Consider the following 26,083-nt stretch of genomic DNA (forward strand, 5'->3'; position numbering starts at 1 on the left):
CAGTCCATTACTGACCTTGCTGTAGACTTCCCCCAGCCTTTGCAGGCAACAGGACGCAGTGGGATTCGAAACTCGTGATGGAAAACACCTTGGGGCCAGATAACGCCATATGGGATGATGGTGAATGGGTGAGCTGGGACGAAATCAATCAGCAAATTCAATATAAAGAGTGGCGCGCGCGCTATCCCAATGCCGACCTGTCGCTTGTATCGGTCTTTGAGTCGCTGATCGGCACCGCCGAGGAATATTACCATCTCACCGGCAGACACCTGCAAGTATATGGTGACATTGGCGAGCTGTATGGCGCGATCACCCATGGCATCAAGCTGCACCGCAATTACGCCAAGGGGTCCGATGGCCGTCTTGGCAATGACTTCGTTGAGGTGAAAACCATCACGCCATTCAAGAACTGTGATGTTGTCGAGATCAATCTTGAGCGCAATTTCAGCAAGATCCTGATCGTGAAGATCAACGCGGATTTTGAGGTGCGAGGCAAGTTGATCGACCGCAAAGCCCTCCCCAAAGGCAAGGTAAGGGGGCACCGGCTACGCATCGACTGGTCGCTTGTGGAAGCGTAGCCGGCGATAGCAAGCCGCACTCCGACATGAATGGATTGTGTGTGACCCAATTAATGGGAGGCCTCGCGCAGCGTAACGATCCTGAAAACCGGAAAGGCGGGAAAGCGGGACTCCGGCTTCACGCCTTTCCGCTTCTGCGGCGCTGCCCTTCTTAGAGTGAGAGGGCGGCGCTTCGCTTCGTGACGGGTTGGAGGTCGAGAGAGGGTCTCCCGGCCGCCCGTCGCGGAGTAACGAACATGGCGAGTGCCATCCAGAAGATCACCCTGTCGTCGGCGCGCGACATCCCCTTCAACAAGCTGGTGCTGAGCCAGTTCAACGTCCGCCGCGTCAAGGCCGGCGTCTCGATCGAGGAAATGGCCGAGTCCATCGCCCGGCGCGGCCTCATCCAGAGCCTCCATGTCCGTCCCGTCCTCGACGCCGATGGCGCGGAGACCGGAATGTTCGAAGTGCCTGCCGGCGGTCGCCGCTATCGCGCACTCGAACTGCTCGTGAAGCAGAAGCGTTTGGCCAAGACGGCGACGGTGCCCTGCGTCATCGGCGACGCCAACAGCGACATCCTCGTCGACGAAGTATCGCTGGTCGAGAACATGGAACGCGCACCGCTCCATCCGCTCGACCAGTTCCGCGCCTTTCAGGCCATGCGCGACAAGGGCATGACCGAGGAGGCCATCGCGGCGGCCTTCTTCGTCAACGTCACGGTGGTAAAGCAGCGCCTGCGCCTCGCCTCCGTCTCGCCGACCCTGCTCGAAATCTATGCCGATGACGGCATGACGCTCGAACAGCTCATGGCCTTCACCGTCAGCCCCGACCATGCCCGTCAGGGGCAGGTCTGGGACGCGATCAAGGATAGCTGGCAGAAGGAGCCCTATCAGATCCGGCGGATGCTGACCGAGACCGCGGTTCGCGCCTCGGACAAGCGGGCCGTCTTCATCGGCATCGAGGCTTATGAGGCCGCGGGCGGCGTCGTGCTGCGCGATCTGTTCCAGTCCGACGACGGCGGTTGGCTGCAAGACCCCGTCCTGCTCGACCGTATGGTGGCGGAGAAGCTGAAAGCCACCGCCGATCAGATCGCCGAGGAAGGCTGGAAGTGGATCGAGGTCGCGGTGAGCTTCCCCTATGGCCACGACCACGGCCTGCGTGAACTCGCCGGCGTTGCGGTCGATCTGACCGACGAGGAGCGTGCGACCCGCGAAGCGCTGCGCGAGGAATATGACCGGATCGAAGCGGAATATTCCGAGGCCGACGAGTTGCCAGACGTGATCGATCAACGTCTCGGCGAGATCGAGCAGGCTCTGGAGGCCTTCGAGAACCGCCCCGTCAGCTACGATCAGGCCGACATCGCAATCGCCGGCGCCTTCGTCAGCCTCGACGCCGACGGCTCGCTGTCGATCGACCGCGGTTATGTCCGCACCGAGGATGAACCCCAGGCCGAGCCCGATGGCGAGGCGTCCGGGGGCGACCAGCCCGATACGCCGGCCGTCCAACGCGCGGTCATCACCATCGGTGGCAAGCCCGCCGAGCCCGAGGACGATGAGGAAGACGGCATCAAGCCGTTGCCCGAGCGTCTCGTGATCGAGTTGACCGCCCATCGCACCCTGGCGCTGCGCAACGCGCTGGCGGAACATCCGCACGTCGCCATGACCATGTTGCTGCACAAGCTTCTGAGCGACACCTTCATCCACACCAACCCGTCCGGTTGCCTCGAGGCCAATGTCCGCCACATCTTCTTCTCGGCCCAGTCCGAGGAATTGAAGGACAGCCCATCGGCGCAGGCGGTCAACGATCGCCACGAACGCTGGGGGGATCACATCCCCGCTGACGATCAGGCGCTCTGGGCATGGCTGACCGATCTCGATGACGGCACGCGCCTGGAGCTTCTGGCGCTTTGCGTCAGCTACGGCGTCAATGCGCTGTTCGAACGTCCGAACCCCTATTCCGGCTCGGGCGTCAGCCAGCATGGCCTCGACGTGCGTCTGGCGCAGGCCGACCGGCTCGCACGGGCTACGGGCATGGACATGGTGGCCGCAGGCTGGAAGCCCACGGTCGGCAACTATCTCGGCCGCGTGACCAAGCCCCGCATTCTCGAGGCCGTCCGCGAAGGTGCCGGCGAGCGGGCCGCGCAGCTCATCGACCACATGAAGAAGGGCGACATGGCCAAGGAAGCCGAACGCCTTCTGACCGACAGCGGCTGGCTGCCCGAACCGCTGCGCCTGGCGTCCATCGATGGCGATCAGGCCGATACCGGCGAAGACACCGCCTTGCCGGACTTCCTCACCGAGGACGGCGAGGACGAAGACACCGGCGAGGATGAGGTCCAGCACGCCGTCGCCGCCGAATAGCGCGGATCGCGCGGGGCGGCGCCGTTCGTCCCGCGCATCCCACCCCGATCTTCCACACCGCCCGGTCCCACGCTCGACAGCCTGCGCGGCTGTACCGCGCGGGCCGGGCATTTCTCGTTTCAGGAGCCTGTCATGGCCGACTATTTCACCCATTTCTCGTGCCTGCTCGATGTCGGCACGCCCGAGAACGCCGCCCGCGCGCTCAACCTCTACAACCGCCTCTCCGAGGCCGGCGCATCGGAAGAACCGCCTTCCGACGGCTTCCTCCTCTCGATCCAGCCCGAGCATGGCGGCACGCAGCTCTGGATGCACGACGACGTCACCGGCGATCCCGAGCGCCTGATCCAGTTCGTGAAGCGCTGCGCCGCAGAATTCGGCCTGAGCGGCCGCTGGGGTTTCCAATATGCCAACACCTGCTCGAAGCCCCGGCTCGACGGCTTCGGGGGCGGCGCGCATGTCCTCGATCTCGCCAGCGGGGAGACCGTCGACTGGATCTACACCGATGGCTGGCTCGACCAGACACTCTCCGACGAGGGAGGCCCGCTATGAGCATTCCGTCCCATGCCCAGAGCAATTTTCAAACGCTGCTGCGCGCTGCCGGTGACGGCAACCTTGCGCTCATGGAATGCCTCGATGCCGTGACCGGCGCCCCGCGTTACGTCATCTGCGCGGTGGGACGAGACGATGGTGATTTCGTCTTCACGCCCTTCGGCCACCTCGCCGACGGCAATCCCTATGACGCCTACCTGCCGCCCGACCCCGGCGATCCTGGCGGCTTCATCCATCCGGGCACGCCCGGAGAAGCGCCATGATGGACATCGACGCCATCTTCGCCGCCGATCGTGAGCGACCGCCCGCAGAGCGCTCGCTTCCCTGGCTGGAAACCAGAGACGGCATCACCGTCGTCGTGGAACCCAAGCCCCATTGGGCCAGCGACATGCGGGCCTTCCGGGCCGAGGCTCGCGAATATTGCGCCTATGCCGATTGGACCGCGAACGGCGCGCGCGCCCGGTTCTTCCGGCACATCGACACCAGCGGCGATGACCTGATCCGCAAGGCGCGCAGGCTCGTCGCCCGCGAGATCACCGACGGACACTGGGCCTGACCCCTCAAAGCGCCTCTGCCGCTCGGCCGAGGCGCTTTTTTCATGTCGGCAGCGACGTGTTCGAGAGTGAGAGGGCCGCCGGGACGGGTTTGAGTCCGCGCGGTCGAGAGAGAGCGCCGTCCGGGCTTCCCGTTCCCGCTCTCCCGAGGTTCCGATCCATGAACATCATGTCCCCCGTAGCCGGTCCGGCTGCGCCCGTTGCCCGCGCGTCCGCCATCATCGCCGCCGCCCATCAGCTTCTCACCCTGCTCGAACGCGGCCAGCGGATCGACAACGCCAATCTCCGCATCGCCATGGAAACGGCCTTCGAGGCTTCCGACACGAGCGGCGCCTGGGACTGGAAGACGGCCTACGAAGCCTGTGAAGGCGCGACCGTCCTGTTCCTGCGCAAATACGGACGTGCGCTTTTCCGTAAAGCCGGCACTCCGGCTGCACGGCTTGCCGCCCTGTCGAAAATCACCGGTCTTCTGCCGACGCACACCCGTCGCTCCGAGGAAGCCCAGGCGCTTCAGCAATTCTCGACACCGGTCCCGCTCGGCCTCGCCGCTGTCGCGGCCGCCGCGATCACACCGCACGACATTGTGCTGGAGCCGTCGGCAGGCACGGGTCTTCTCGCCATCCTCGCCGAGATCAGCGGTGGCTCGCTGCTCCTCAACGAACTGGCGGAAACCCGCGCCGATCTACTTGGCCAACTCTTTCCAGCCCTTGCCGTCACGCGGTGTGACGCCGCCCAGATCGACGACCACCTTCCGACGTGCGCCATCCCTTCCGTCATCTTAATGAACCCGCCCTTCTCGGTGATGGCGAACGTCTCCGGTCGGGTCGCCGACGCCGCCGCGCGTCATGTTGCTTCGGCCCTGGCGCGGCTTGCCGATGGTGGGCGTCTGGTGACGATCACCGGCGCGAACTTCGGCCCCGAGCAACCGGCCTGGCGCGACACCTTCGTTCGGCTTCAAGAGCGTGGCCGCGTCGTCTTCACCGCGGCGATCCACGGCTCTGTCTATGCCAAGCATGGCACGAGCATCGAAACGCGGCTCACCGTCATCGACAAGCTGCCGGCCGAAGACCCGGCCGCGTTTCCCCTGTCCGCTGGCCTCGCGCCCGACGGCGCCACACTGCTCGCATGGATCGAAGCGCAGATTCCACCGCGCCTGCCGGTCACGCTGCCTGACATCGCGCCGCCCGTGTCGGGCTCGGCGCCCCGCACCGTGCGGGGTTATCTTGCGCGTACCGCCACGGAGCATCCGGCCGCACGCTCCACCATGGACCCGCAGGGCGTTGAACTCGCCTACGACACGATGGACTGGACGCCGCCGGAAGGCGCCCACCTCACGGATGCGATCTATGAAGAATACGGATTGCAGTCGATCCGTATTACCAGTTCTCAGGCGCACCCCACCAAGCTCGTGCAGTCGGCGGCCATGGCGAGTGTTGCACCGCCCAAGCCGGCCTATCGGCCGATGCTGCCCGCGAACATCACCGATCTCCTGTCGGACGCCCAGCTCGAAACCGTCATCTATGCCGGCGAAGCCCATTCGGACTTCCTCACCGGCTCCTGGACCGTCGATGCGACCTGCGATCTCGTGCAAGCGGCCAAGCCCGATGCCGAAAACGCCATGCGCTTCCGGCGCGGCTTCATGCTCGGCGACGGCACCGGGGCCGGCAAAGGCCGTCAATCTGCCGGCATCATCCTCGACAACTGGCTGCGCGGTCGCCGCAAGGCGGTCTGGATCTCCAAATCCGACAAGCTGATCGAGGACGCGCAGCGCGATTGGTCCGCGCTCGGCATGGAGCGCCTGCTGGTCACGCCGCTGTCGCGCTTCCCGCAAGGGCGGCCGATCACGCTGTCGGAAGGCGTCCTGTTTGCAACCTATGCCACGCTACGGTCCGACGACCGTGGTGAGAAGGTTTCCCGCGTCCGGCAGATCGTCGAATGGTTGGGCTCCGATTTCGATGGAGTGATCATTTTCGACGAGAGCCACGCCATGGCCAATGCCGCAGGCGGCAAGGGAGAACGCGGCGACGTTGCCGCCTCGCAGCAGGGACGCGCGGGCCTTCGGCTTCAGCACGCCCTGGCCAACGCGCGCGTCGTCTATGTCTCCGCCACCGGCGCGACCACTGTTCACAATCTCGCCTATGCCCAGCGGCTCGGCCTGTGGGGCGGTGAGGATTTCCCCTTCGCCACCCGCGCCGAATTTGTCGAGGCGATCGAGGACGGCGGTGTCGCGGCCATGGAAGTGCTCGCCCGCGATCTGCGTGCGCTGGGCCTCTATACCGCCCGATCGCTCTCCTACGATGGCGTCGAATATGAGCTGATCGAGCACGCCCTGACCGACGAGCAGCGGCGCATCTACGATGCCTACGCCAGCGCCTTCGCCGTCATCCACAATCATCTCGACGCCGCGATGCTGGCGGCCAACATCACCGGTAGCCCAGATAGTGGGGGAGCCACACTGAACCGCCAGGCCAAGTCCGCCGCCCGCTCGGCCTTCGAGTCCGCCAAGCAGCGTTTCTTCGGCCATCTGCTCACGTCGATGAAAACGCCCACGCTGATCCGGTCCATCGAACGTGACCTGAATGACGGCCACGCCGCTGTCGTCCAGATCGTCTCGACCGGCGAAGCGCTGATGGAGCGCCGGCTGGCGGAAGTCCCGACAGAGGAATGGAACGATATTCGCGTCGACATCACGCCGCGCGAATATGTTCTGGACTATCTGGCCCATTCCTTTCCGGTCCAGCTCTACGAGCCGTTCACGGATGGCGAGGGCAATCTGTCCTCGCGCCCGGTCTATCGCGACGGCCACCCCGTCGAGAGCCGCGAAGCTGTCGCGCGCCGTGACGAGCTGATCGAACGTCTTGCGTCTTTACCACCCGTTCCGGGGGCGCTGGATCAGATCGTGCAGCGCTTCGGCACAGATATGGTCTCCGAGGTGACGGGCCGTTCCCGGCGCATCGTCCGCAAAGGCGAACGCTTCGCCGTCGAAAACCGCGCGCCATCCGCCAACCTTGCCGAGACGGCTGCGTTCATGGACGACCTGAAGCGCATCCTCGTGTTCAGCGACGCCGGCGGCACTGGCCGCAGCTATCACGCCGAACTGTCAGCGAAGAACCAGCGTCTGCGCGTGCATTATCTGCTCGAACCCGGATGGAAGGCCGACGCCGCCATCCAGGGTCTGGGTCGCACCAACCGCACCAACCAGGCGCAACCGCCGCTGTTCCGCCCGATCGCCACGAACGTCAAAGCCGAGAAACGCTTCCTGTCCACGATCGCACGCCGGCTCGATACGCTGGGCGCGATCACGCGCGGTCAGCGCCAGACCGGCGGCCAGGGTCTGTTCCGGCCCGAGGACAATCTGGAATCGAGCTACGCCCGCGATGCGCTGCGGCAGCTCTATCTCCTGATCGTTCGCGGCAAGGTCGAGGGGTGCTCGCTGGGTCGCTTCGAGTCCGCGACCGGCCTGAAATTGACCGATGACAACGGCATCAAGGACGAGTTGCCGCCGATCACCACGTTCCTCAACCGCCTGCTGGCGCTGACCATCGAGCTTCAGGGCATCCTCTTCACCGCCTTCGAGCAATTGCTCGACGCCAAGGTGGCCGGAGCCATCGCCAGCGGCGTTTATGATGTCGGGCTGGAAACGCTGACGGCGGAGAGTTTCGTCGTCGCTGAGCGCACGACCATCTACACCCATCCGGCAACGGGTGCGCAGACGCGGCTGCTCACCATCACCGAGCGCCGCCGAAACCAGCCAACCACGCTCGATACGGCGCTCGGCTGGCTCGACGATCCGCATGCCCGGCTGCTCATCAACGCGCGGTCGGGACGCGCTGCTGTCCAGGTGCCGGCGCCGTCCATCATGCTCGACGATGGCGAGATCGAGCGCCGTGTCCGCCTGATCCGGCCGATGGAACAGCACCACGCAAGCCTCGCCATGATGGAAGACAGCCATTGGCAGGAAGCCGCTCGCGACAGCTTTGCAGCGGTCTGGCAACGTGAAGTCGCCGAAGTGCCGGCCTATACCGATGGCACCATCCACATGGTCAGCGGTTTGCTCCTGCCGGTGTGGAAGCGCCTGCCGAACGAGTCGACGCGCGTCTATCGGCTCCAGACCGACGATGGCGAACGCATCATCGGGCGACGGGTTTCGCCCGCCTGGGCCATGAATGCCGCCTCGACGGGAACGGCCAACCTCAGCAGCGATGATGCCTATGCCGCTCTGGTGGACGGTCGCACCATCCTCGACCTGGCCAGCGGGCTCCAGCTTCGCCGCGCGCGCGTCATGGGCGCGAACCGGATCGAACTGTCCGGCTTCACCGACACCATGCGGGATCGCCTGCGCGCCTATGGCCTCTTCAGCGAGATCATCTCGTGGAAGCTGCGCTTCTTCGTTCCGGTCGATGCCTCTGGCCCCGCCATCATCGATAAGCTGCTCGCCACCTATCCGGTCGAGCGGATCAGCGAGCGTGAGGCAGCGTGATGGCTCGGCAGGACGCTTCTGAACTGGCACACAGTCTCGGCCGACAGGCCGAGGCGGTCTGCCGCCACTATCTCTCCAACGGCCACCGGCAGGGCAACTACTGGCAGGTTGGCGATGCTCGTAATGCCGCAGGCCGCTCCATGTTCGTGCGCCTGCGTGACACACCGAAGGGACCAGCGGGCAAATGGACCGACGCCGCCACCGGCGAACATGGCGACCTTCTCGACATCATCCGGGAATCGCTCGGCCTCATCGACTTCACAGACGTTGCTCAAGAGGCGCGCACCTTTCTCAGCCTGCCGCATCCCGAACCCGAGCCGGTATCACGCCGCGGACTGGCGCCAGCGCCATCGGGGTCGCCCGAGGCAGCACGCCGTCTCATCGCCATGACGCAACCAATCACCGGGACAATCGTGCAGACCTATCTGCGCAGACGCGACATTACGCTTTTGCACGGAACCGGAAACCTGCGCTTCCACCCCCGCTGCTACTACAAGCCCGACGATGGCCCGACCGAGACCTGGCCCGCCATGATCGCCGCCGTCACCGACCTCGCTGGCAAGATCACCGGCGCGCACCGCACCTGGCTTGCGCCTGACGGCTCCGACAAAGCCCCCATCGACACACCGCGCAAGGCGATGGGCGATCTCCTCGGCAATGCCGTCCGCATCGGTGTGCCCGGCAGCGTGATGGCGGCAGGCGAAGGTATCGAGACCATGCTGTCGCTCCGGCAGGTCCTACCCGATATGGCGATGGCGCCGGCGCTCTCGGCAGCACATCTGGCCGCCATCCTGTTCCCGGCGACTTTGCGGCGGCTCTATATCGTCCGAGACGACGATCCGGCCGGTGACGGCGCGCGGGACATACTGATCGAACGGGCGAACGCCGAGGGAATCGAGGCCATCCCACTGTCGCCGGCATTCGGGGACTTCAACGAGGATCTGCGGCGGCTCGGTATCGACGCACTTCGGGCAGGCGTTCGAGTGCAGCTCGCTCCAGAGGACGTCGCACGCTTCATGAACCTGGCCGCTTAGCCGGAAGGGGCTGACAGGTGGCGCGCAGCCCCCATGCCGCAACGATGCGCCAGTGACGGCAAAAGGACCGCGCCTCGGCCTTCGAGAGGGCGATCGGCCATCAGCCGGGCCGGATCAGCAATGGCTGCGGCCGACGATTTTCCGGCGGCGCATGTCCACCCCACGCGGCAAGCCGCGCGGGGACCCCGAACCCGCGCCTTTCCATCGCGAAACAAAATCGCCGGCCTTCGCCATCCTCCGCTGGCGCTTCGGCCCTACGCTCCGCTCCGGGTGCAGGTCCGTCCCGCCCGACGGCTTCGTCGCCATGAAGGCCGCGACGGTCGCGGTCCTTGCCGACGGAGCATCCCATGAGCGAGCACGACGACTACGAACCGCACCACGAGTCATCCCCGACCGACCATCTGATCCAGGACTTGCAGCTCCACGGCTATCGCCCCTCCGAAGACGAGTTGGACCAGCGCCCGCCACCGGAAGACCGCATCATCGAAGGCGCCGTCGCCGACATCTTCGACGCCCTGGTCGCCACGATCACCGACACCAGCCTCGACTTCGATCTCCCCGATCTCCTCTGGTCGACCGTCAATATGTTCCACCGCGCCGTGGACCGCATCGAACAGAAGCTCGACGACAACGAGCAGGCGCAAAGGCAGCTTCAGCGCGAACAGGATGGCTCCGAGGTGAAGTCCCTCCAGCTCGAGCGTCTCATCGACATCGGCATGAACCTGATCGACCGCCGCGACGGCATGGAAACCTTCCGCGAAGCCGCCGCTGGACGCTACCTCATCGCCACCGGCTCACCCTGGTCGCAACGCACCGGATCACGGGTCAACCATCGCAACCTCACCGCGTCGCTGATCGACAGCCGGGATTTCCTCGCCGCCAGGAGGCGCGCAGATACCGAGGTACTCGTACCCGCCGGCCCGAAGATCGCCTTCTCGGGCGGCGACACCGCCGACCACAAGCAGATCTGGGCCAAGCTCGATCAGATCCATACCAAGCACCCCGACATGGTGCTGCTGCATGGCGGCTCGCCGAAAGGCGCCGAAAAGATCGCTTCCCGCTGGGCCGACAGCCGCAAGGTGCCGCAGGTCGCCTTCAAGCCGAACTGGACGAAGCACGCCAAGGCCGCACCGTTCAAACGCAATGACCAGATGCTCGGCATCGTGCCGATCGGGGTCGTGATCTTCCCCGGCACGGGCATTCAGGACAACCTGGCCGACAAGGCCCGCAAGATGGGTATCCCGGTCTATCGGTTCGGCTCGGGCGGCGCGTGAGCGCCGCCGGGACCGGCCGCCTTGAAAAATGATAGCAATTCTTATATTATGCCATCATCGCTATCAAACTTGCAGGAGGCGCTATCATGCCCGCAGTCACGATCAGGAATCTGTCCGACGCGACGCATCGCGCCCTCAAGGTGCGGGCGGCGCAGCACGGCCGCAGCGCCGAAGCGGAAATGCGCGACATCCTCGAAATGGCTGTCCGCCCCGATACGCGCCTCCGGCTCGGCACGGCGCTCGCGGAACGCAGCCGTCGCCTTGGCTTGACCAATGAGGATGTCGAGGCCCTCGACCAGGCGCGTGACAAGGCGCCCGCCAAGCCGATGAGCTTCGAATGATCCTCCTCGATACCAATGTCGTATCGGAGGCGATGAAGCCCGCTCCCGACGATGCCGTGCGCGCATGGCTCGACGAACAGGCGGCGGAAACACTCTTTCTCTCCAGCGTCACCATCGCCGAGCTGATGTTCGGCATCGGCGCGCTCCCCGAGGGCAAGCGCAAGGAGCGTCTCACCGAAGCCCTGGATGGGGTGATGGAACTGTTCGCAGACCGCGTCCTCCCGTTCGATGTCGATGCTGCGCGCCGCTATGCGGATCTCGCCGTCAAAGCCCGAACGGCCGGGAAAGGCTTCCCTACTCCCGACGGCTATATCGCGGCGATCGCAGCCGCCAAGGGCTTTGCCGTCGCCACGCGCGACAACAGCGCATTCGAGGCCGCGAATGTCACGGTCATCGATCCCTGGAAGGCCGGGCGCTGACATCCGGCCACCGGCAGCGCAGGTGAGGCCAGCCGAGCCGGCGGCAACAGCCCTCGCGGCAAGCAGACAATCCGGTCTCCTGATCGGACGACCACCCCCGCTTCAAGACGCTGATCCTTGGGTTCAGCCGATGGCCTGACGCCATCAACCCGTAAAGGGTCGGACTACGCATAGCGTGCCGCCGCTCCGGCTTCGCCTGCACGGTGATTGCGGCCACCGGCCGAACTCTTCGGGCGCCTGTCAGCGGGGGATGGACCTCCGCTCAAACAGGAGCCAGATCGATGTCCTTCCAAACCGCTCACGCCTTCGCCTTCAGCCTCGCTACCACCCTGATGGCGGCCATCGTCATCTATCGCGCCGGAGACGGCACGCTCTCCGTCACCCCGACGTCGGAATATGATGGCGATGAAAACGCCATCGTCGGCGAAATCGACCCCTTCGCCTCATGAGGCGAACCGGGTCGCGCAGTCGGCGGGCGCTTCACGCTTCTGCTCCCCCCGCAGCTCGAATTCTGCTAATCTCGCGTGTGCGCCGTGGTGGTGGTGGAGGCGCATCCGTCTGACATTTGACGAAAGACACCACCATGATCTTCATCGGCATTCTCCTCAGCATCGCCGCCATCGGCTTCCTCTGCTGGCTCCTCTTCACGCTTGCGGTGTTCGCTCTTCCGTTCTTCGCGGGCGTGACTGCCGGCACATGGGCCTATGGCACAGGCGCGGGCTGGCTCGGCGCGATTGTCGTCGGCTTTGTCGCCGCCGGCCTGACCTTCGGCATCGGCCAATTCCTGCTCGCCACCGTCCGTCCGACCTGGGCACGCCTGCTCATCGCCGCAGCCTTCGTCGCCCCGGCCGTCGTCGCCGGATTCCATGCCACCCATGGCATCGTGAAACACACCATGCCATCGGAGACATGGCAGACCGTGTTCTCCGTCATCGGAGCGATCGCGGTCGGCATCGTCGCCTTCGTGCGCATCACTGGAATGGCGGCCTCCGACCCATCTGCCGGGCATGTGTCCCACGCCTAAACCCGCAGCGCCCATCGCGGCGGGATCCAGCGGCATATACCTTTGCCCTCCACGCCATCTGGTCGCCCGATGGGGAAGCGGCATCGCGAAGCATCGGCTGCGCCCACCTGTCACGGAACGAAGGAGCGCGTCGGGGCGGCAACGACATCGTGGCCGGCAGCCCCTCAGCGTCGAGGCGTTTCGTCAGAGCTGGCGGAATGGCGAAATGCGCAGCGCAGGCCTGTTCGAGGGAGGTCTACGCCTGTGATCGCCGGTCGGACTTCCCGGGCCAATGCGAAGGTCGCCGCCGTCTCCGCCGTCGGTCCGTCCGGCACCCGCGCCAAAACGGCCCCTTCAATGGCCTGATCTGGCCGAAGGACGGCTTTGCCTCGAGCGCCTAAGCCACAACGGCTGGCCCCGACTTTCTTCCCCTGCCGGCTGCGCCGTCATTCCTCGCGAAACAACAAAGTCGCGCCTGCGCCATCCTCCGCTTTGCTGCGGTCGCAAGCGATGTGTCGTCGCTCGCCTCCGTCCGGTCGATCGCCATCGAGGCCGCAATGGTGCGGGCTCGAAACGGAAAACGGAGACTTACAATGGCGACCATCGGCACCTTCAAGAAGACCGGCTCGAACGAATTCGGCGGCGAAATCGTCACCCTCAGCGTCCAGGCCAAGGGCGTGCGCATCGTCCCCGACCTGCGCGCCAGCGGCGAGAACGCCCCCAGCCACCGGGTCCTGGTCGGCCGCGCCGAGATCGGCGCCGCCTGGTCCAAGCGCTCCAACGAGGGCCGCGACTATCTGGGCCTCAAGCTCGACGATCCGAGCTTCAACGCTCCGATCTACGCCAACCTCTTCGATGACGAAGACGGCGAAGGTTACTCGCTGATCTGGTCCCGCCCCAACGGCCGCCGCGCAGACTGAGGCGGCGTCACAAGGCCCCGGCCGAGAGGTCGGGGCCGCCTTCCTGCTCAAATCGCACCCGATCGCAGATGCGTGCCCCAAATAGTCGGGTCACACCGAAGGCGCGCGCTCCAGCTTTACTGCAAAAGCCAGCCCGCAGAACCTTCGCTTCACTGACGACAACGCCTCGATTGCCCGAATCGGCAAATCGCGCCAGCACGACACGGCCCTTCGGCAACCTCTTTGAGCTGGCAGAAACGGGCCAATACGACTAAAATAGCCGTAGTTCTGGAGCGCGCGCCGGTTGCGATGGGAGGTGATCATGCATGATCACCGCCCGACAATCACGGGCCGCACGCGCGTTGCTGGGTTGGACACAGGAGACGCTCGCTGACAAGGCCCGCCTATCGCTGACCGCGCTCAAGCGCCTCGAATCCGAAAGCGGGCTCGATGTGTACGAGACGACGCGCGATCAGGCACGCAGGGCCTTGGAAGCTGCCGGCATCGTCTTCCTGTCGACCGACCGAGGGCAAGGAGTGCTGCTGGTCGATGATCGCGGAAACAAGCCGAACCGATCTACAGGCTTACGCTGACCTGTGGGCAGCCAGGTTCCTCATCATTCGCACTGCCTCCATTTCGGATCAAACATGGATAATAGACAGGCACCGCATATTCGCCGAGTCTGCACCATGACCGCACCATTCCAGGACCTAGCGCCATCGGGGCAAGATCTCACCGATTACGACAAGTCGCACGCCAAACTATACATGCGCTTGCTGGATGCGGCCGCTGACGGCGCGCATTGGGAGGAAGCCGTGCGGGTGCTGTTCGACCTCGATCCCGCCCGTGAACCCGAACGCTGCCGCCGCATCCATGACAGCCACCTCGAACGCGCCCGCTGGATGACACACACTGGCTATCGGCACCTCCTGCGACCGGCTCACCGCTGAGAGGTTTGCGAACCGGCGTGATGCCCTTTCGACATCACGCAATGCCCTCCTCCGGGCTTCCAACACCCTCGTCGCGCCCCGAAAAATCACACGCTCGACTTACGCGCACCACGCGGGAGAGTTGATGCGATGAGGCCCGATACATCGAACTGGCGAGACGACCGCAGCTACGATTTCTTCGATACACTTCCGATCGAGGGTCTCGCCTGGGAGTGCCTTCGCAGATACCGCCCTTATCAGGACGATTACGCCAGACTGGTCGATGCTGGCGCCGAGACTCAGCCGCTGCCTGACGACAGGCAGCAGCGCTGGGGGTTGCGATTTCCCTGCAAGACCAGGTCGTTCTGCCCTACAGCAACAGGTGGTGTGGTCGCCGCAGAGCGATCCCGCCGTCCTCTTTCTGACAGCGCGGCCGAGCTTTCTGCCGTCCAGCTCAAACAGCCTCGCCGACAGGTTCGCTGCGGGACGTGATGGCCCTGAAGGAGCCTATGCCGGTCTTCCCGAGCACGACCTCCAGCTACTCTTCCTACCCGGCATATCCGCACACGACCAGCTTGCGGCGGTCGTCCCCATCGATGACGACATCCTCGATCGCATTGATGCGCTGACACGCCTCGCGCGCGCCTGGCTCCAGCGTCCGCCATTGCGCGACACGCGCATGACCGCCGAGCAGCGCCGCCGCTTTCGCCTCAAACTTCGTGCTGCTGACGGCCGCATGAACGGCGCGACCTATCGCGACATCGCCATCGCAATCTATGGCGCGGCGCGCATCGATACTGACCCTTGGAAGACCTCGCCGCTGCGGGATGCCGTGATCGCCTTCGCCGAAGCCGGATTGGCCCTCATCGATGGCGGCTATCTGCACCTGCTTCGGCATCGTCGGCGCACCTAGCCTGCGCCACCGACAGGGGTGGGGAATTTAGCCATCCCAAGTCCCCCATCCATCCCGCCGGAGGTTCTCCGCCACCGTTGTCGCTGTCAGCCGCTGATCGCCAGCGGCCCCCAGCAACCCCACGGAGGCCCGCCCCATGCGACCCGATACCGCCGCGCTCCCGCCACGCTACCTGCGGACCAAGGAAGCCGCTGAATTTCTCAGCCTGTCCGCCCGCACCCTCGAAAAACACCGCACCTACGGCACTGGTCCGGCCTATCACAAACTCGGCGGGCGCGTCGTCTATTCAGTCGACGATCTGGAGACCTGGGCCGAGCGCGGCGCCGTGACCTCGACGTCCGATCCGCGCGGCTCCGTGCTTCCCGCAAAGCGCCAGACGCTACCGACCGGCCAGATCGCCGGCCGACACGCACGCTGATCGTGGCTGGTCCCTTTCATGGTGGTGCGTCGTCGTGACCCTTCGGAGCGTGGGCAGCTCGACCTGTTTCGCGCACTTCCCGGCGACTTCGCGCCACGAGACGCGCAGGATCTCATGGCCTATCCCTTCTTCTCCCTCTCGAAATCACACCGCATAGCGCCGATCAACTTTTCGGCGGGCGGCGTCTCCATCCGGGTAGAGGCCGTTCCCGATCATGGCATGGCCACGATCTGGGACGCCGACATCCTGATCTGGGCCGCCAGCCAGATCGTCGAGGCCCGCGACGCGGGCCTGCGCACCTCGCGTCTGATGGCGGCGACACCCTATGAGATCCTCACCTATGTCGGGCGCGGCACATCCATGCGCGACTATCAGCGGCTCAAGGCCGCGCTCGACCGGCTGCAATCGACCACCATCTCGACGTCGATCCGCCAGCCCGCCGAAGGCCGCCGTCACCGCTTCTCGTGGATAAACGAGTGGCAGGAGCGCACGGATCGCCAAGGACGACCGGATGGCATCGAGCTGATCGTCCCCGACTGGTTCTACAAGGCCGTCCTCGATGACGCGCTCATCCTCACCATCGATCCGGCCTATTTCGATCTCACCGGCGGCCTCGATCGCTGGCTCTACCGCATCGTGCGCAAACACGGCGGCCGTCAGCGCGGCGGCTGGCGTTTCGACCTACGCCACCTCCACCTCAAATCCGGCAGCCTGTCGCCGTTCAAGCGCTTCGCCTTCGAACTGCGTGACATCGTGCGGCGCCAACCACTGCCCGGCTACGTCCTGTCGCTCGAGGTGGAAATCGGCGGGCGCACGCTGCTGGCTTTCGAGCCACTGGCCGCCTATGGAAAACCTGTGGATGGCCTCGTGCTATCGGGAACCCGACCTATCGTGCCATCGGGAACCCGAGGCTCGTGCCATCAGGAACCCAGTCCGGCTTTAACGTCTGGAAATCGTGGGCGGATTCGCGCCCTTAACTTAGAGTCTAACCAAGAATCTAACTTTGAAGAGCGCGCGCGCGATGTGGAAAACCTCATCCGTACCGCCGCAGCGAACCTCCGCGCCGCCGGCAAATCACCGCTCAAGGGTGCTCCAGCAGCTCAGACGGGCCGGAAAGAGAGCGAACCGGCTTCCCCCGATCAGCTTCCGCTCCTCGATCGGCCTGGAGGTGCGCGATGATCGTCGCGTTCCTCAACCAGAAAGGCGGTGTCGGCAAGACGACGCTGGCGCTCAACCTTGCCGGCGAACTCGCCGGGCGCGGTCAGCGCGTCACCCTGATCGACGCGGACCCACAGGGCTCGGCCCTCGACTGGTCTGAGCAGCGCAGCCATGAGGGCCTGCCGCGCCGGTTCGGCGTCGTCGGCCTGGCGCGCGACACGCTCCACCGCGAAGCGCCGGAACTGGCCCGCGATGTCGACCATGTCGTCATCGACGGCCCGCCGCGTGTCGCAGCCCTCATGCGCTCGGCGCTGCTCGCCGCCGACCTCGTGCTGATCCCGGCGCAGCCGTCGCCGCTCGACGGCTGGGCATCGGCCGAGATGCTGGCGCTGCTCCGCGAAGCCCGCGTCTATCGCCCGGAACTGGTCGCCCGCTTCGTGCTCAATCGCTGCGGTGCGCGCACCGTCCTGGCCCGCGAGACCGCCGAGACCCTGGCCGATCACGATCCACCGTTGCTCGCCACCACCATCGGCCAACGTATCGCCTTCGCCGCCGCCGCGCAGACCGGCCGCCTGGTCGCCGAACTCGCCGATGCGACATCGGCCGCACGCGAGATCGCGGCCTTCGCCGATGAACTCCTGCGTCTGCGGATCGACGGGGGCGCACAATGAACGAACGATCCCCCCGTCGCGGCTTCGCCGCACGCCCCGCCGATCCCGACCAATGGATCAAGGCTGCGGACGACGCACCACGCGCCGCTGACGTCGCTGCGTTCACCGCCAGGCTCACCATCGATGTGACGCCCGAACTGCGCGGCCGGATCAAGATCGCCGCCTTCGGGCGCGGCGTCACCGTCGCCGACATGCTGCGCGAGCTGCTCGCGCGTGAATTCCCCTCGACACCAGGAGACACCACATGACCGGCACTGCGGCTCCCCGCATGCGCGGCGGCCCGCTGCCGTCAGCGCTCCCCAATGACAGCATGACCCACGTCGAACTGACGTGGATCGAGAAGAAGATCGAATACTGGATCAGGTTCGGCCGTGAGGCGCATGAACAGATCCTCGACCGCCGCCGGCGTGTCGTCTCCTTCCGTCCGAACACCGTATTCGCGTTCGTGCGATGGGCGGCCAACGACTTCGGCACGATCATCTCGCGCATCGACATCGTGCGCGGAGTCGAGCCCGGAGAGCCCTACCAGACGCTGCCTTTCGTCCGGCCGGGCGGTGAAATCCTGCTCAGGATCGACGGATGGCCGAAGGTCGAAGACGTGCTGCGCCACGTCGATGCCATCGAAGCGATCGGCATCGAGGCGGACGCCGTTTCGCCGGAACACTGGCGTCACGTCCACAATCGGATGGCGGCTGGACATCAGCCGCGCCCCTATACGCTCGACCAGCATCGCGCCTTCCTCCTGCGCCGGAGGACGCGGTCGTGACGCGCGCCGGTCTCTTCCTCGTCATGGCTCTCGCGACCGCGGGCATCAGCTATCCGGCGCTCACCCCGATGCCGATCAAGCTCCTGTGGAACGCATCGGCGAGCGCCCCCATCGGCTTCTACACGATCGACGTCGATGGCCCGTTCGACGTCACCGATCTCGTTGCCGTCGATGCGCCCGAGCCGCTCGCGACCTTTATGGCCGAACGCGGCTATCTTCCCAAAGGCGTCCCGCTGCTGAAGCGCATTTTCGGCGTTTCCGGGCAGACCGTTTGCCGCTCGAACCTCTCCGTCACGATCGACGGCGTCGAGATGGGCGATGCGCTGCCGCGTGATCGCGCAGGGCGCGACCTGCCGATCTGGCAGGGCTGCCGCCGTATCCCGACCGGCGAAGTCTTCCTCATGAACTGGCAGGTCCGCGACAGCCTAGACGGTCGCTATTTCGGCCTGACCTCCACCGACCAGATCATCGGCCGCGCCGTCCCCCTGTGGACCGACGAGGACGGAACGGGCCGCTTCGAATGGCGCGCACCGACGCGATGAACACCTCGCCATCGGCGGGGGCGGCGCCCACCGATGGCTTTCCCAACGTCGCCGCAAAGGGAAGTCATCATGCCTCAGATTGGTCAATTCACGCGCCAGGACACGGGCTTCGCCGGCAAGCTGGAGACGTTCACGCTCTTCCGCGATGTCGTCATCGTGCCGGCAGAGCCCTCCGATGCCGAGAACGCGCCGGATTACCGCGTTCACGCCAGCGACGATGGCAAAGCCGAAGTCGGCCCCGAAATCGGCGCGGGCTGGAAACGCACCGGCGAGCGCGCGGGCGAATACGTTGCCGTACTGATCGACGACCCTGCGCTGCCGCAGCCGATCCGCGCCAATCTGTTCCGCGACGATGACGCCGGGAACGCCTGGTCGCTGCACTGGTCGCGCCCGCGCGACCGCGCCGGGAAGGACTGACCGATGTCCGGTCCACGTCCGGCGATAAGCCATCGGGAAGCGCGCGGGCGGCATTACGCCGTCCGGCGCATGGTCTTCCTTCTCCTTTCCGGCCTGGCCCTCGCAGCAGGTGCAACGGACGCCGCTCTTGCCCAGTCTGTGTCGGCAGCGCGCACGGTCGCTGGCGATCCGCACGCCGCCTTCGTCACCGAAGCCTCGCAGCGCTTCGGCATTCCCGAACACTGGATCGTCGCCGTCAAACGCGCCGAAAGCGCCGGCGATGTGCGCGCGGTATCGTCGGCTGGCGCGCTCGGGCTGATGCAGGTCATGCCCGATACCTGGGCCGCGCTTCGCGTTCGCTATGGGCTCGGGCGTGATCCCTACGACCCGCGCGACAACATCCTCGCAGGCGCTGCCTACCTGCGCGAAATGTTCGACCGCTATCGCACGATCCCCGCAATGCTCGGCGCCTACAATGCGGGGCCTAGCCGCTACGACGAATACGTCCAGACCGGCCGCGCCCTGCCCGCCGAAACGCGCGCCTACATCGCGCTGCTGGCTCCGCAGCTAGGCACGACATCGCCGGCGAGCGCGCCATCGGTTGCGCCGCCACCGCCGCCGGATTGGCGGGAAGCGCCGCTCTTCGTCGTGCGTTCCGCCGACGCTCGTTCGGCAACATCGCCATCGGAAAACGCACGGTCGAACGATAGCCGCTCCTCCATCGCGGCACGCGCTCTCGATACCGCCGAAGACTCGAACGCCGCTATCGTTGTCGCCCGCTCTGACGGTGGAGCGCCCCGATGAGCTGCGGAAGCACCCGTCGCAGTCTGTCGCATTCCTGCGTGACATGGAGGGCACAAGGGGGAGAGGCAGGCATCACAACCGCACGATGGCAGGATAAAAGGCCGCACATTGCGCGGCGGTCGGGCGGTTGTTTTTGCAGGATATTTTGGCGCGCTCCGCACATTGCCGTGCTCATCGGCAATGTGCGCCTGACGCCCAATTGCCTGTATCAGCGCGATTTTTCGCACATTGCGGCCTCGCGTCATGGCCGATGACCACGAGTTTCGTGTTCGGCCTGGGCGCATCCGGTCAACCCGCGCGCAGTCGGCTCGGCCCTTCATCGCGCAGGCGCTGGCCGCTGCGAAGAAGGCGGGCGGCTGCGTCTCGCGCTCCGGGCGCGTCGTTGCCGCCAATCGCTCGCGCTTCGGCCGCGGCCAGCGCGCCAGCATCCAGGCGAACCGCCTCATCACCGCGCGCACGCGCGGCGCAGTCATCAAGGCCCGCGTCGTGCGGCACTCCGGCCGCACCGCGCCGCTTGGCACGCATCTCGATTATCTCCGCCGCGATGGCGTGACCCGTGACGGAGAAAAGGCCCGGCTGTTCGGGCCGGGAACGGAGGAAGCTGATGGCCGCGCCTTCGCCGGGCGATGCGAGGATGATCGCCATCATTTCCGCTTCATCGTCTCACCGGACGACGCCGTGGAGATGTCGGACCTCAAGTCCTTCACCCGCGATCTTGTCGGCCAGATGGAAAGGGATCTGGACACGCGGCTCGATTGGGTCGCGGTCGATCACTGGAACACCGAGCATCCTCACGTCCATCTGATCGTGCGCGGCGTCCGCGACGACGGCCAGGACCTCGTGATCTCGCGCGACTACATCAAGGAGGGCATGCGTGATCGCGCGCGTGACCTCATCACACAGGAGCTTGGCCCGCGCACGGATCTCGATATTCGCCGCACGCTCGAACGCCAGATCGAGGCGGAGCGCTGGACACAGCTTGATCGGCAGCTTGTCCGCGACGCTGGAAAGATCGGCGTCATCGATGTCGCCCCGGAGGTCGGCCGCCAGCCCGACGCCTACGCCGTCGAGAAAGTGGGCCGCCTGCGCAAACTCGCAGCCCTCGGCCTCGCCAGTGAAGTCGGACCTGGCCAGTGGATGATCGACGATCAGGCTGAGGTGACGCTGCGCCAGCTCGGCGAACGCGGCGACATCATCAAGCGCATGCACCGCGCACTCACCGAACGCGGTATCGACCGCGGCTCGGGCAACTACGTCCTGGCAGGGGAAAGCCTCGATGTGCCGGTCATCGGCCGTCTGGTCGAGCGCGGCCTCGATGACGAGCTGAAGGGAACGGCCTACGCCGTGGTCGACGGCGTCGATGGCCGGACCCACCACATCCGCTTGCCGCATCTCGATGCGGCGGGGGACAGCGCGCCGGGCTCGATCGTCGAGCTGCGCACCTTCGAAGATGCTCGCGGCGAACGCCGCGTCGCGCTCGCGGTCCGCTCCGATCTCGATCTCCAGCATCAGGTGAACGCCTCGGGCGCGACCTGGCTCGACCGGCAATCCATCTCCCGCGAACCCGTCGCCATGTCGGAGGGCGGCTTCGGCGCCGAGGTGCGGCACGCGATGCGACAACGGGCGGAGCATCTGGTCCACGAAGGTCTCGCCGAGCAGCAAGGCCGCCGCGTCATCTTCAGCCGCAACCTGATCGAGACGCTTCGCCGCCGCGAGGTGGGCGCTGTTGCCGACCGGCTGGCGAAGGAGACAGGCCAGCCGTTCAAAGCGGCCGGCAATGGCGAATATGTCGCCGGCACCTATCGCCAGCGCATGACGCTCGCATCCGGCCGCTTCGCGATGATCGATGACGGCCTCGGCTTCCAGCTCGTGCCCTGGTCGCCGTCCCTCGAAAGCCAGCTCGGCAAGCACGTCTCCGGGGTCGCCCGAGGCGACGGCGGTATCGACTGGAGCTTCGGCCGCAAGCGGGGGCTCGGCCTCTAATCACCTAAGAAGAAAGGACCGCAGCAATGTCCGCGACCAAAATCCTGTGGGGCCAGATCGCCATCGTCTTCCTCATCGTGCTGCTCACCACCTGGGCGGCGACGCAATATGTCGCATGGAGCCTCGGCTTTCAGGCGCAGCTCGGCGCGCCCTGGTTTTCCCTGTTCGGCCTACCGATCTACTATCCGCCGGCGTTCTTCTGGTGGTGGTATTTCTACGACGCCTACGCGCCGGAGGTCTTCGCCAAGGGTGGGATGATCTCGGCGTCGGGCGGCTTCATCGCCATAGCCGTCGCCATCGGCATGTCGGTCTGGCGCGCCCGCGAAGCGAAAAGCGCAGCGACCTACGGCTCCGCCCGCTGGGCCGGAAAGGACGAGGTGAAAGCCGCGGGCCTGCTCAGTCCCGACGGTGTCGTGCTCGGCCGCTATGACCGCGACTATCTCCGTCATGACGGCCCCGAGCATGTGCTTTGCTTCGCCCCGACCCGATCGGGCAAGGGCGTCGGCCTGGTTGTGCCGTCCCTGTTGACCTGGCCGGGCTCGGCCATCGTCCACGACATCAAAGGGGAAAACTGGCAGCTCACGGCCGGTTTTCGCGCCCGGCACGGCCGCGTTCTGCTGTTCGACCCGACCAACCCCAAATCGTCGGCCTACAATCCGCTGCTCGAGGTGCGCCGCGGCGAATGGGAAGTCCGCGACGTTCAGAACATCGCCGACATCCTGGTCGATCCCGAAGGCTCGCTCGAAAAGCGGAACCATTGGGAGAAGACCAGTCATGCCCTGCTGGTCGGCGCCATCCTGCATGTCCTCTACGCCGAAGACGACAAGACATTGGCCGGCGTCGCCGCTTTCCTGTCCGATCCGAAGCGCCCGATCGAGTCGACGCTTGCCGCGATGATGAAGACCAGCCACCTCGGCGAGGCAGGGCCGCACCCCGTCATCGCCAGCGCCGCGCGCGAACTACTCAACAAATCGGACAACGAACGCTCGGGCGTGCTCTCCACCGCCATGTCGTTTCTCGGCCTCTACCGCGATCCTGTCGTCGCCGAGGTGACGCGGCGCTGCGACTGGCGGATCAGCGACATGGTGGGCGGCAAGCTCCCGACCACGCTCTACCTTGTCGTGCCGCCGTCCGACATCAACCGCACCAAACCGCTGATACGCCTGATCCTCAATCAGGTCGGTCGCCGTCTCACCGAGGATCTGCAAGCGAAGGCCGGGCGGCATCGCCTGCTGCTCATGCTCGACGAGTTTCCCGCCCTCGGCCGCCTCGATTTCTTCGAGTCCGCGCTGGCTTTCATGGCGGGCTACGGCCTCAAAAGCTTTCTGATCGCTCAATCGCTAAACCAGATCGAGAAGGCTTACGGCCCGAACAATTCGATCCTCGACAACTGCCATGTGCGCGTTTCCTTTGCGACGAACGACGAAAGGACCGCGAAGCGGGTCAGCGACGCGCTCGGAACCGCGACAGAGATGAAGGCGATGAAGAATTACGCCGGGCATCGGCTCTCGCCCTGGCTCGGCCATTTAATGGTGTCGCGCTCGGAGACCGCGCGACAGCTCCTGACACCAGGCGAGATCATGCAGCTCCCGCCGAGCGACGAGATCGTCATGGTCGCCGGGACGCCGCCGATCCGGGCGAAGAAGGCGCGCTACTATGAAGATGCCCGCTTCAAGGAACGCATCATGTCACCGCCGGGACTGGCGCGGCCTGCTGAAGGTCGGCCCGACGATTGGAGCAAGCTGCCGATCCCCGCGCGCCCGGAGATGACCGAAAACGCTGCGCCAACGACGAGCAGTGACGATGAAGAGGATTCCACCGAGTCCGAGCGTCGGCATCAGCCCGAACTCAACCGGGTGAACCCCATCGAAAAGAAGGCGCCGATCGACAATGAGTTTGAGATCGATTTGCCTGACGACACAGAGGACGCAGCCGCGCGCAACCAGCGGCTGACCCGCGTCATGCGCGGCGTTGCCCGCCAGGTCTCGCTCGATCCCAATGACGGCATGGAGTTGTAGCACCATGCCCGGACGCAAGAAGAAGGTGCCGATTTCCGTCTATCTCGACCCCGACATCATGGCGACGCTATCGGACTATGCAGGCCGTCGCGAACAACCGCTCTCCCTGATCGCCGAGGCCGCCATCGCGTCCTTCCTGTCGCCGGACGACGCGGAGCGGCGTGAAGCAGTGATCGCCAAACGCCTCGACCAGATCGATCGCCGTCTCAACCGCATGGAGCGCGACATCGGGATCTCCGTCGAGACCATGGCCGTATTCATCCGGTTCTGGCTCAACACGACGCCGGCGCTGCCCGAGCCCGCAGCCCAGGCAGCGCGCGCCATGGTCGGGAAGCGCTACGAGGCGTTCATCGCGGCCCTTGGACGGCGCTTGGCTCAGGGACCGAAACTTCGGCAGGAGATCGTTGAAGATGTCGGCGAGTCGCCGCCGAACGCGACAGAGAGCGATCCATAGGCTTCAGCGCGCGTGGATCAATAGCATCGTCCGACCGCCGTTCTCCTGTATTTGCACGCCACGCTGCTACGACGGTCGATACTTGTTGAATCGGCTCAATTCGCGGCTCTTTTAATCACCCCGATCCGGGGACCCTCTTTTCCAGCCCCGTCAGGAAGCGGGGCAGGAATGACCAATATCAGCCAGAAGCCGGAGGCGTTCGCGCGCGGTGCGCGCATGCTTCGCACCGCGCTCGGCTCGACCATCACCCATCTTCTCGAAGACCCGGTCGTCGTCGAAATCATGCTGAACCCGGACGGCCGTCTCTGGGTAGATCGCCTCTCCGAAGGGCTGGCCGATACGGGTGAGACGCTGTCGCCCGCCGATGGCGAGCGCATCGTGCGGCTGGTTGCTCACCATGTCGGCGTCGAGGTGCATCCGCGCAGCCCGCGAGTCTCGGCCGAGCTTCCTGAGACGGGAGAGCGGTTCGAGGGCTTGCTGCCACCCGTTGTCGCCGCACCGACCTTCGCCATCCGCAAGCCCGCCGTCGCAATCTTCACGCTCGACGATTATGTGGCCGCCGGAATCATGTTCGCCGACCAGGCGGCGACGCTACGCGCAGCCGTGATGGCGCGCGCCAATATCCTTGTCGCGGGCGGCACCTCCACTGGCAAAACCACGCTGACCAATGCGCTTCTGGCCGAGATCGCCAAGACGGCGGATCGCGTCGTCATCATCGAGGATACCCGCGAGCTTCAGTGCGCCGCGCCCAATCTTGTCGCCATGCGGACCAAGGATGGAGTGGCCACGCTCTCGGAGCTGGTCCGCTCTTCGCTACGCCTGCGCCCCGATCGCATTCCCATCGGCGAGGTGCGCGGCTCTGAAGCTCTCGATCTCCTGAAAGCATGGGGAACCGGGCACCCCGGCGGCATCGGCACGATCCACGCCGGGAGCGGCATCGGCGCGCTGCGCCGCCTTGAACAACTCATCCAGGAGGCCGTCGTCACGGTCCCGCGCGCCCTGATCGCCGAGACCATCGATCTCGTTGCCGTCCTCTCCGGCCGCGGCTCCGCGCGCCGGCTCGCCGAACTCGCCCGTGTCGAAGGGCTCGGCCCGGACGGCGACTACGCCATCACCCCCGCAACCCTTGACCGCACAGGAGCGCCAACATGATCCGCACCACTATGCGCGTTCGCCGCTATGCCGCGACGGCCGCCGCCTTCACCTACATCAACCTCGTCCTCGTTCCCGCCGCCCATGCCTCCGGCTCGTCCATGCCGTGGGAAGCACCGCTCCAGAAAATCCTCGAATCCATCGAAGGGCCGGTCGCCAAGATCGTCGCCGTCATCATCATTATCGCCACTGGCCTGGCGCTGGCGTTCGGTGACACGTCCGGCGGCTTCCGGAAGCTGATCCAGATCGTCTTCGGTTGTCAAAAAGCGTTGGAACGGGACCCAGGATCGGCGTGCAATGGGGACCCCTTCGCAAGCTCGGCACGGTGCGGCTGAGCTGATCCGAAGCCCAGCTTTGGCGTCGTAGGTTCTGGCCTCAGGCGCGGTTCTTGAAGCGCCAGCTCTCGTTG

The 26,083-nt window shown here is 65.6% G+C and carries 30 protein-coding genes; all 30 read left to right on the forward strand.

Annotated features, from left to right (window positions below):
- Positions 1-77: 77 nt before the first annotated feature.
- The 30 genes from ACP56T_RS10675 (at position 78) to ACP56T_RS10820 (ending at position 26,009) form a co-directional block, all read left to right on the forward strand.
- Positions 78-578: a hypothetical protein gene (locus ACP56T_RS10675; RefSeq protein WP_064332273.1), complete on the forward strand. Its 501-nt coding sequence runs from the start codon at positions 78-80 to the stop codon at positions 576-578.
- Positions 579-814: 236 nt separating this feature from the next.
- Positions 815-2,917 (forward strand): ParB/RepB/Spo0J family partition protein, encoded by a 2,103-nt coding sequence (locus ACP56T_RS10680; RefSeq protein WP_242219535.1) that lies wholly within the window; start codon positions 815-817, stop codon positions 2,915-2,917.
- Positions 2,918-3,049: 132 nt separating this feature from the next.
- Positions 3,050-3,466 (forward strand): hypothetical protein, encoded by a 417-nt coding sequence (locus tag ACP56T_RS10685; protein WP_242219537.1) that lies wholly within the window; start codon positions 3,050-3,052, stop codon positions 3,464-3,466.
- Positions 3,463-3,729 carry a DUF6117 family protein gene (locus ACP56T_RS10690; protein ID WP_047167751.1) on the forward strand — a complete coding sequence of 89 codons (267 nt, stop codon included), beginning with the start codon at positions 3,463-3,465 and terminating at the stop codon, positions 3,727-3,729. Before ACP56T_RS10685 ends, ACP56T_RS10690 begins: the two co-directional genes overlap by 4 nt.
- Positions 3,726-4,022: a hypothetical protein gene (locus tag ACP56T_RS10695; protein ID WP_242219539.1), complete on the forward strand. Its 297-nt coding sequence runs from the start codon at positions 3,726-3,728 to the stop codon at positions 4,020-4,022. Before ACP56T_RS10690 ends, ACP56T_RS10695 begins: the two co-directional genes overlap by 4 nt.
- Before the next feature lie 158 nt (positions 4,023-4,180).
- Positions 4,181-8,500, forward strand: coding sequence for a strawberry notch family protein (locus ACP56T_RS10700; protein WP_242219541.1), 4,320 nt, complete (start codon positions 4,181-4,183; stop codon positions 8,498-8,500).
- A complete protein-coding gene (locus tag ACP56T_RS10705) occupies positions 8,500-9,534 on the forward strand; it encodes a DUF7146 domain-containing protein (protein ID WP_242219543.1) in 1,035 nt (344 codons plus the stop codon). Before ACP56T_RS10700 ends, ACP56T_RS10705 begins: the two co-directional genes overlap by 1 nt.
- Positions 9,535-9,881: 347 nt before the next feature.
- Positions 9,882-10,808, forward strand: a complete 927-nt coding sequence (locus ACP56T_RS10710; RefSeq protein ID WP_242219546.1) for a DUF2493 domain-containing protein — start codon at positions 9,882-9,884, stop codon at positions 10,806-10,808.
- An 86-nt stretch (positions 10,809-10,894) separates the two neighbouring features.
- The gene (locus ACP56T_RS10715) at positions 10,895-11,149 is read left to right on the forward strand and encodes a FitA-like ribbon-helix-helix domain-containing protein (RefSeq protein ID WP_012110103.1); all 255 of its coding nucleotides are present in this window, start codon (positions 10,895-10,897) and stop codon (positions 11,147-11,149) included.
- On the forward strand, positions 11,146-11,568 hold the full coding sequence (locus ACP56T_RS10720; protein ID WP_242219548.1) for a type II toxin-antitoxin system VapC family toxin: 423 nt from the start codon (positions 11,146-11,148) through the stop codon (positions 11,566-11,568). Before ACP56T_RS10715 ends, ACP56T_RS10720 begins: the two co-directional genes overlap by 4 nt.
- A gap of 281 nt (positions 11,569-11,849) precedes the next feature.
- Positions 11,850-12,017: a hypothetical protein gene (locus ACP56T_RS10725; RefSeq protein WP_168168942.1), complete on the forward strand. Its 168-nt coding sequence runs from the start codon at positions 11,850-11,852 to the stop codon at positions 12,015-12,017.
- A 134-nt stretch (positions 12,018-12,151) separates the two neighbouring features.
- A complete protein-coding gene (locus ACP56T_RS10730) occupies positions 12,152-12,592 on the forward strand; it encodes a hypothetical protein (RefSeq protein WP_061929712.1) in 441 nt (146 codons plus the stop codon).
- 572 nt (positions 12,593-13,164) lie between these two features.
- On the forward strand, positions 13,165-13,491 hold the full coding sequence (locus ACP56T_RS10735) for a DUF736 domain-containing protein (protein ID WP_041535876.1): 327 nt from the start codon (positions 13,165-13,167) through the stop codon (positions 13,489-13,491).
- Positions 13,492-13,796: 305 nt separating this feature from the next.
- Positions 13,797-14,063, forward strand: a complete 267-nt coding sequence (locus ACP56T_RS10740; protein WP_045811379.1) for a helix-turn-helix domain-containing protein — start codon at positions 13,797-13,799, stop codon at positions 14,061-14,063.
- Positions 14,064-14,159: 96 nt separating this feature from the next.
- The gene (locus tag ACP56T_RS10745; RefSeq protein WP_047167743.1) at positions 14,160-14,420 is read left to right on the forward strand and encodes a DNA -binding domain-containing protein; all 261 of its coding nucleotides are present in this window, start codon (positions 14,160-14,162) and stop codon (positions 14,418-14,420) included.
- Between the two features lie 129 nt (positions 14,421-14,549).
- The gene (locus ACP56T_RS10750) at positions 14,550-14,891 is read left to right on the forward strand and encodes a transcriptional regulator domain-containing protein (protein WP_242219549.1); all 342 of its coding nucleotides are present in this window, start codon (positions 14,550-14,552) and stop codon (positions 14,889-14,891) included.
- Positions 14,785-15,312: a DUF2285 domain-containing protein gene (locus ACP56T_RS10755; protein ID WP_347342744.1), complete on the forward strand. Its 528-nt coding sequence runs from the start codon at positions 14,785-14,787 to the stop codon at positions 15,310-15,312. Before ACP56T_RS10750 ends, ACP56T_RS10755 begins: the two co-directional genes overlap by 107 nt.
- Positions 15,313-15,448: 136 nt before the next feature.
- Positions 15,449-15,730 (forward strand): helix-turn-helix transcriptional regulator, encoded by a 282-nt coding sequence (locus ACP56T_RS10760; RefSeq protein WP_242219553.1) that lies wholly within the window; start codon positions 15,449-15,451, stop codon positions 15,728-15,730.
- A gap of 18 nt (positions 15,731-15,748) precedes the next feature.
- Positions 15,749-16,909 (forward strand): replication initiator protein A, encoded by a 1,161-nt coding sequence (locus tag ACP56T_RS10765; RefSeq protein WP_242219556.1) that lies wholly within the window; start codon positions 15,749-15,751, stop codon positions 16,907-16,909.
- Positions 16,906-17,559, forward strand: a complete 654-nt coding sequence (gene parA / locus ACP56T_RS10770; protein WP_242219558.1) for a ParA family partition ATPase — start codon at positions 16,906-16,908, stop codon at positions 17,557-17,559. Before ACP56T_RS10765 ends, parA begins: the two co-directional genes overlap by 4 nt.
- A complete protein-coding gene (locus ACP56T_RS10775; RefSeq protein WP_242219560.1) occupies positions 17,556-17,807 on the forward strand; it encodes a hypothetical protein in 252 nt (83 codons plus the stop codon). The genes parA and ACP56T_RS10775 overlap by 4 nt, the downstream gene beginning before the upstream one ends.
- Positions 17,804-18,325, forward strand: a complete 522-nt coding sequence (locus ACP56T_RS10780; protein WP_242219562.1) for a DUF2840 domain-containing protein — start codon at positions 17,804-17,806, stop codon at positions 18,323-18,325. Before ACP56T_RS10775 ends, ACP56T_RS10780 begins: the two co-directional genes overlap by 4 nt.
- Positions 18,322-18,867 (forward strand): S26 family signal peptidase, encoded by a 546-nt coding sequence (locus tag ACP56T_RS10785; protein WP_242219564.1) that lies wholly within the window; start codon positions 18,322-18,324, stop codon positions 18,865-18,867. The genes ACP56T_RS10780 and ACP56T_RS10785 overlap by 4 nt, the downstream gene beginning before the upstream one ends.
- A 69-nt stretch (positions 18,868-18,936) precedes the next feature.
- On the forward strand, positions 18,937-19,284 hold the full coding sequence (locus ACP56T_RS10790; RefSeq protein WP_242219566.1) for a DUF736 domain-containing protein: 348 nt from the start codon (positions 18,937-18,939) through the stop codon (positions 19,282-19,284).
- 3 nt (positions 19,285-19,287) lie between these two features.
- Complete coding sequence (locus tag ACP56T_RS10795; protein ID WP_242219568.1) at positions 19,288-20,067, forward strand: lytic transglycosylase domain-containing protein; 780 nt, start codon at positions 19,288-19,290, stop codon at positions 20,065-20,067.
- Between the two features lie 243 nt (positions 20,068-20,310).
- Positions 20,311-22,050 (forward strand): relaxase/mobilization nuclease domain-containing protein, encoded by a 1,740-nt coding sequence (locus tag ACP56T_RS10800; protein WP_242219570.1) that lies wholly within the window; start codon positions 20,311-20,313, stop codon positions 22,048-22,050.
- A gap of 26 nt (positions 22,051-22,076) precedes the next feature.
- Complete coding sequence (locus ACP56T_RS10805; protein WP_416418167.1) at positions 22,077-24,068, forward strand: conjugal transfer protein TraG; 1,992 nt, start codon at positions 22,077-22,079, stop codon at positions 24,066-24,068.
- A 4-nt stretch (positions 24,069-24,072) separates the two neighbouring features.
- A complete protein-coding gene (locus tag ACP56T_RS10810) occupies positions 24,073-24,522 on the forward strand; it encodes a hypothetical protein (protein ID WP_045811390.1) in 450 nt (149 codons plus the stop codon).
- Positions 24,523-24,690: 168 nt separating this feature from the next.
- Entirely contained in the window at positions 24,691-25,674 is a 984-nt protein-coding gene (gene trbB, locus ACP56T_RS10815; RefSeq protein ID WP_242219574.1) for a P-type conjugative transfer ATPase TrbB, read from the forward strand.
- Positions 25,671-26,009, forward strand: coding sequence for a TrbC/VirB2 family type IV secretion system protein (locus ACP56T_RS10820; RefSeq protein ID WP_430912113.1), 339 nt, complete (start codon positions 25,671-25,673; stop codon positions 26,007-26,009). Before trbB ends, ACP56T_RS10820 begins: the two co-directional genes overlap by 4 nt.
- The last annotated feature ends 74 nt before the right edge of the window (positions 26,010-26,083 follow it).

It is taken from the genome of Methylobacterium endophyticum, from assembly GCF_050591105.1.
Taxonomy (GTDB): Bacteria; Pseudomonadota; Alphaproteobacteria; order Rhizobiales; family Beijerinckiaceae; genus Methylobacterium.

Bases quoted from the DNA above. Each gene is read 5' to 3' on its own strand.
- trbB (WP_242219574.1), top strand. From the start codon at position 24,691: ATGACCAATATCAGCCAGAAGCCGGAGGCGTTCGCGCGCGGTGCGCGC.
- ACP56T_RS10765 (WP_242219556.1), top strand. From the start codon at position 15,749: ATGGTGGTGCGTCGTCGTGACCCTTCGGAGCGTGGGCAGCTCGACCTG.
- ACP56T_RS10775 (WP_242219560.1), top strand. From the start codon at position 17,556: ATGAACGAACGATCCCCCCGTCGCGGCTTCGCCGCACGCCCCGCCGAT.
- ACP56T_RS10750 (WP_242219549.1), top strand. From the start codon at position 14,550: ATGAGGCCCGATACATCGAACTGGCGAGACGACCGCAGCTACGATTTC.
- ACP56T_RS10700 (WP_242219541.1), top strand. From the start codon at position 4,181: ATGAACATCATGTCCCCCGTAGCCGGTCCGGCTGCGCCCGTTGCCCGC.
- ACP56T_RS10675 (WP_064332273.1), top strand. From the start codon at position 78: ATGGAAAACACCTTGGGGCCAGATAACGCCATATGGGATGATGGTGAA.
- ACP56T_RS10735 (WP_041535876.1), top strand. From the start codon at position 13,165: ATGGCGACCATCGGCACCTTCAAGAAGACCGGCTCGAACGAATTCGGC.
- ACP56T_RS10800 (WP_242219570.1), top strand. From the start codon at position 20,311: ATGGCCGATGACCACGAGTTTCGTGTTCGGCCTGGGCGCATCCGGTCA.
- ACP56T_RS10680 (WP_242219535.1), top strand. From the start codon at position 815: ATGGCGAGTGCCATCCAGAAGATCACCCTGTCGTCGGCGCGCGACATC.
- ACP56T_RS10690 (WP_047167751.1), top strand. From the start codon at position 3,463: ATGAGCATTCCGTCCCATGCCCAGAGCAATTTTCAAACGCTGCTGCGC.
- ACP56T_RS10745 (WP_047167743.1), top strand. From the start codon at position 14,160: ATGACCGCACCATTCCAGGACCTAGCGCCATCGGGGCAAGATCTCACC.
- parA (WP_242219558.1), top strand. From the start codon at position 16,906: ATGATCGTCGCGTTCCTCAACCAGAAAGGCGGTGTCGGCAAGACGACG.
- ACP56T_RS10795 (WP_242219568.1), top strand. From the start codon at position 19,288: ATGTCCGGTCCACGTCCGGCGATAAGCCATCGGGAAGCGCGCGGGCGG.
- ACP56T_RS10780 (WP_242219562.1), top strand. From the start codon at position 17,804: ATGACCGGCACTGCGGCTCCCCGCATGCGCGGCGGCCCGCTGCCGTCA.
- ACP56T_RS10685 (WP_242219537.1), top strand. From the start codon at position 3,050: ATGGCCGACTATTTCACCCATTTCTCGTGCCTGCTCGATGTCGGCACG.
- ACP56T_RS10730 (WP_061929712.1), top strand. From the start codon at position 12,152: ATGATCTTCATCGGCATTCTCCTCAGCATCGCCGCCATCGGCTTCCTC.
- ACP56T_RS10810 (WP_045811390.1), top strand. From the start codon at position 24,073: ATGCCCGGACGCAAGAAGAAGGTGCCGATTTCCGTCTATCTCGACCCC.
- ACP56T_RS10790 (WP_242219566.1), top strand. From the start codon at position 18,937: ATGCCTCAGATTGGTCAATTCACGCGCCAGGACACGGGCTTCGCCGGC.
- ACP56T_RS10710 (WP_242219546.1), top strand. From the start codon at position 9,882: ATGAGCGAGCACGACGACTACGAACCGCACCACGAGTCATCCCCGACC.
- ACP56T_RS10725 (WP_168168942.1), top strand. From the start codon at position 11,850: ATGTCCTTCCAAACCGCTCACGCCTTCGCCTTCAGCCTCGCTACCACC.
- ACP56T_RS10715 (WP_012110103.1), top strand. From the start codon at position 10,895: ATGCCCGCAGTCACGATCAGGAATCTGTCCGACGCGACGCATCGCGCC.
- ACP56T_RS10740 (WP_045811379.1), top strand. From the start codon at position 13,797: ATGATCACCGCCCGACAATCACGGGCCGCACGCGCGTTGCTGGGTTGG.
- ACP56T_RS10760 (WP_242219553.1), top strand. From the start codon at position 15,449: ATGCGACCCGATACCGCCGCGCTCCCGCCACGCTACCTGCGGACCAAG.
- ACP56T_RS10820 (WP_430912113.1), top strand. From the start codon at position 25,671: ATGATCCGCACCACTATGCGCGTTCGCCGCTATGCCGCGACGGCCGCC.
- ACP56T_RS10805 (WP_416418167.1), top strand. From the start codon at position 22,077: ATGTCCGCGACCAAAATCCTGTGGGGCCAGATCGCCATCGTCTTCCTC.
- ACP56T_RS10705 (WP_242219543.1), top strand. From the start codon at position 8,500: ATGGCTCGGCAGGACGCTTCTGAACTGGCACACAGTCTCGGCCGACAG.
- ACP56T_RS10695 (WP_242219539.1), top strand. From the start codon at position 3,726: ATGATGGACATCGACGCCATCTTCGCCGCCGATCGTGAGCGACCGCCC.
- ACP56T_RS10720 (WP_242219548.1), top strand. From the start codon at position 11,146: ATGATCCTCCTCGATACCAATGTCGTATCGGAGGCGATGAAGCCCGCT.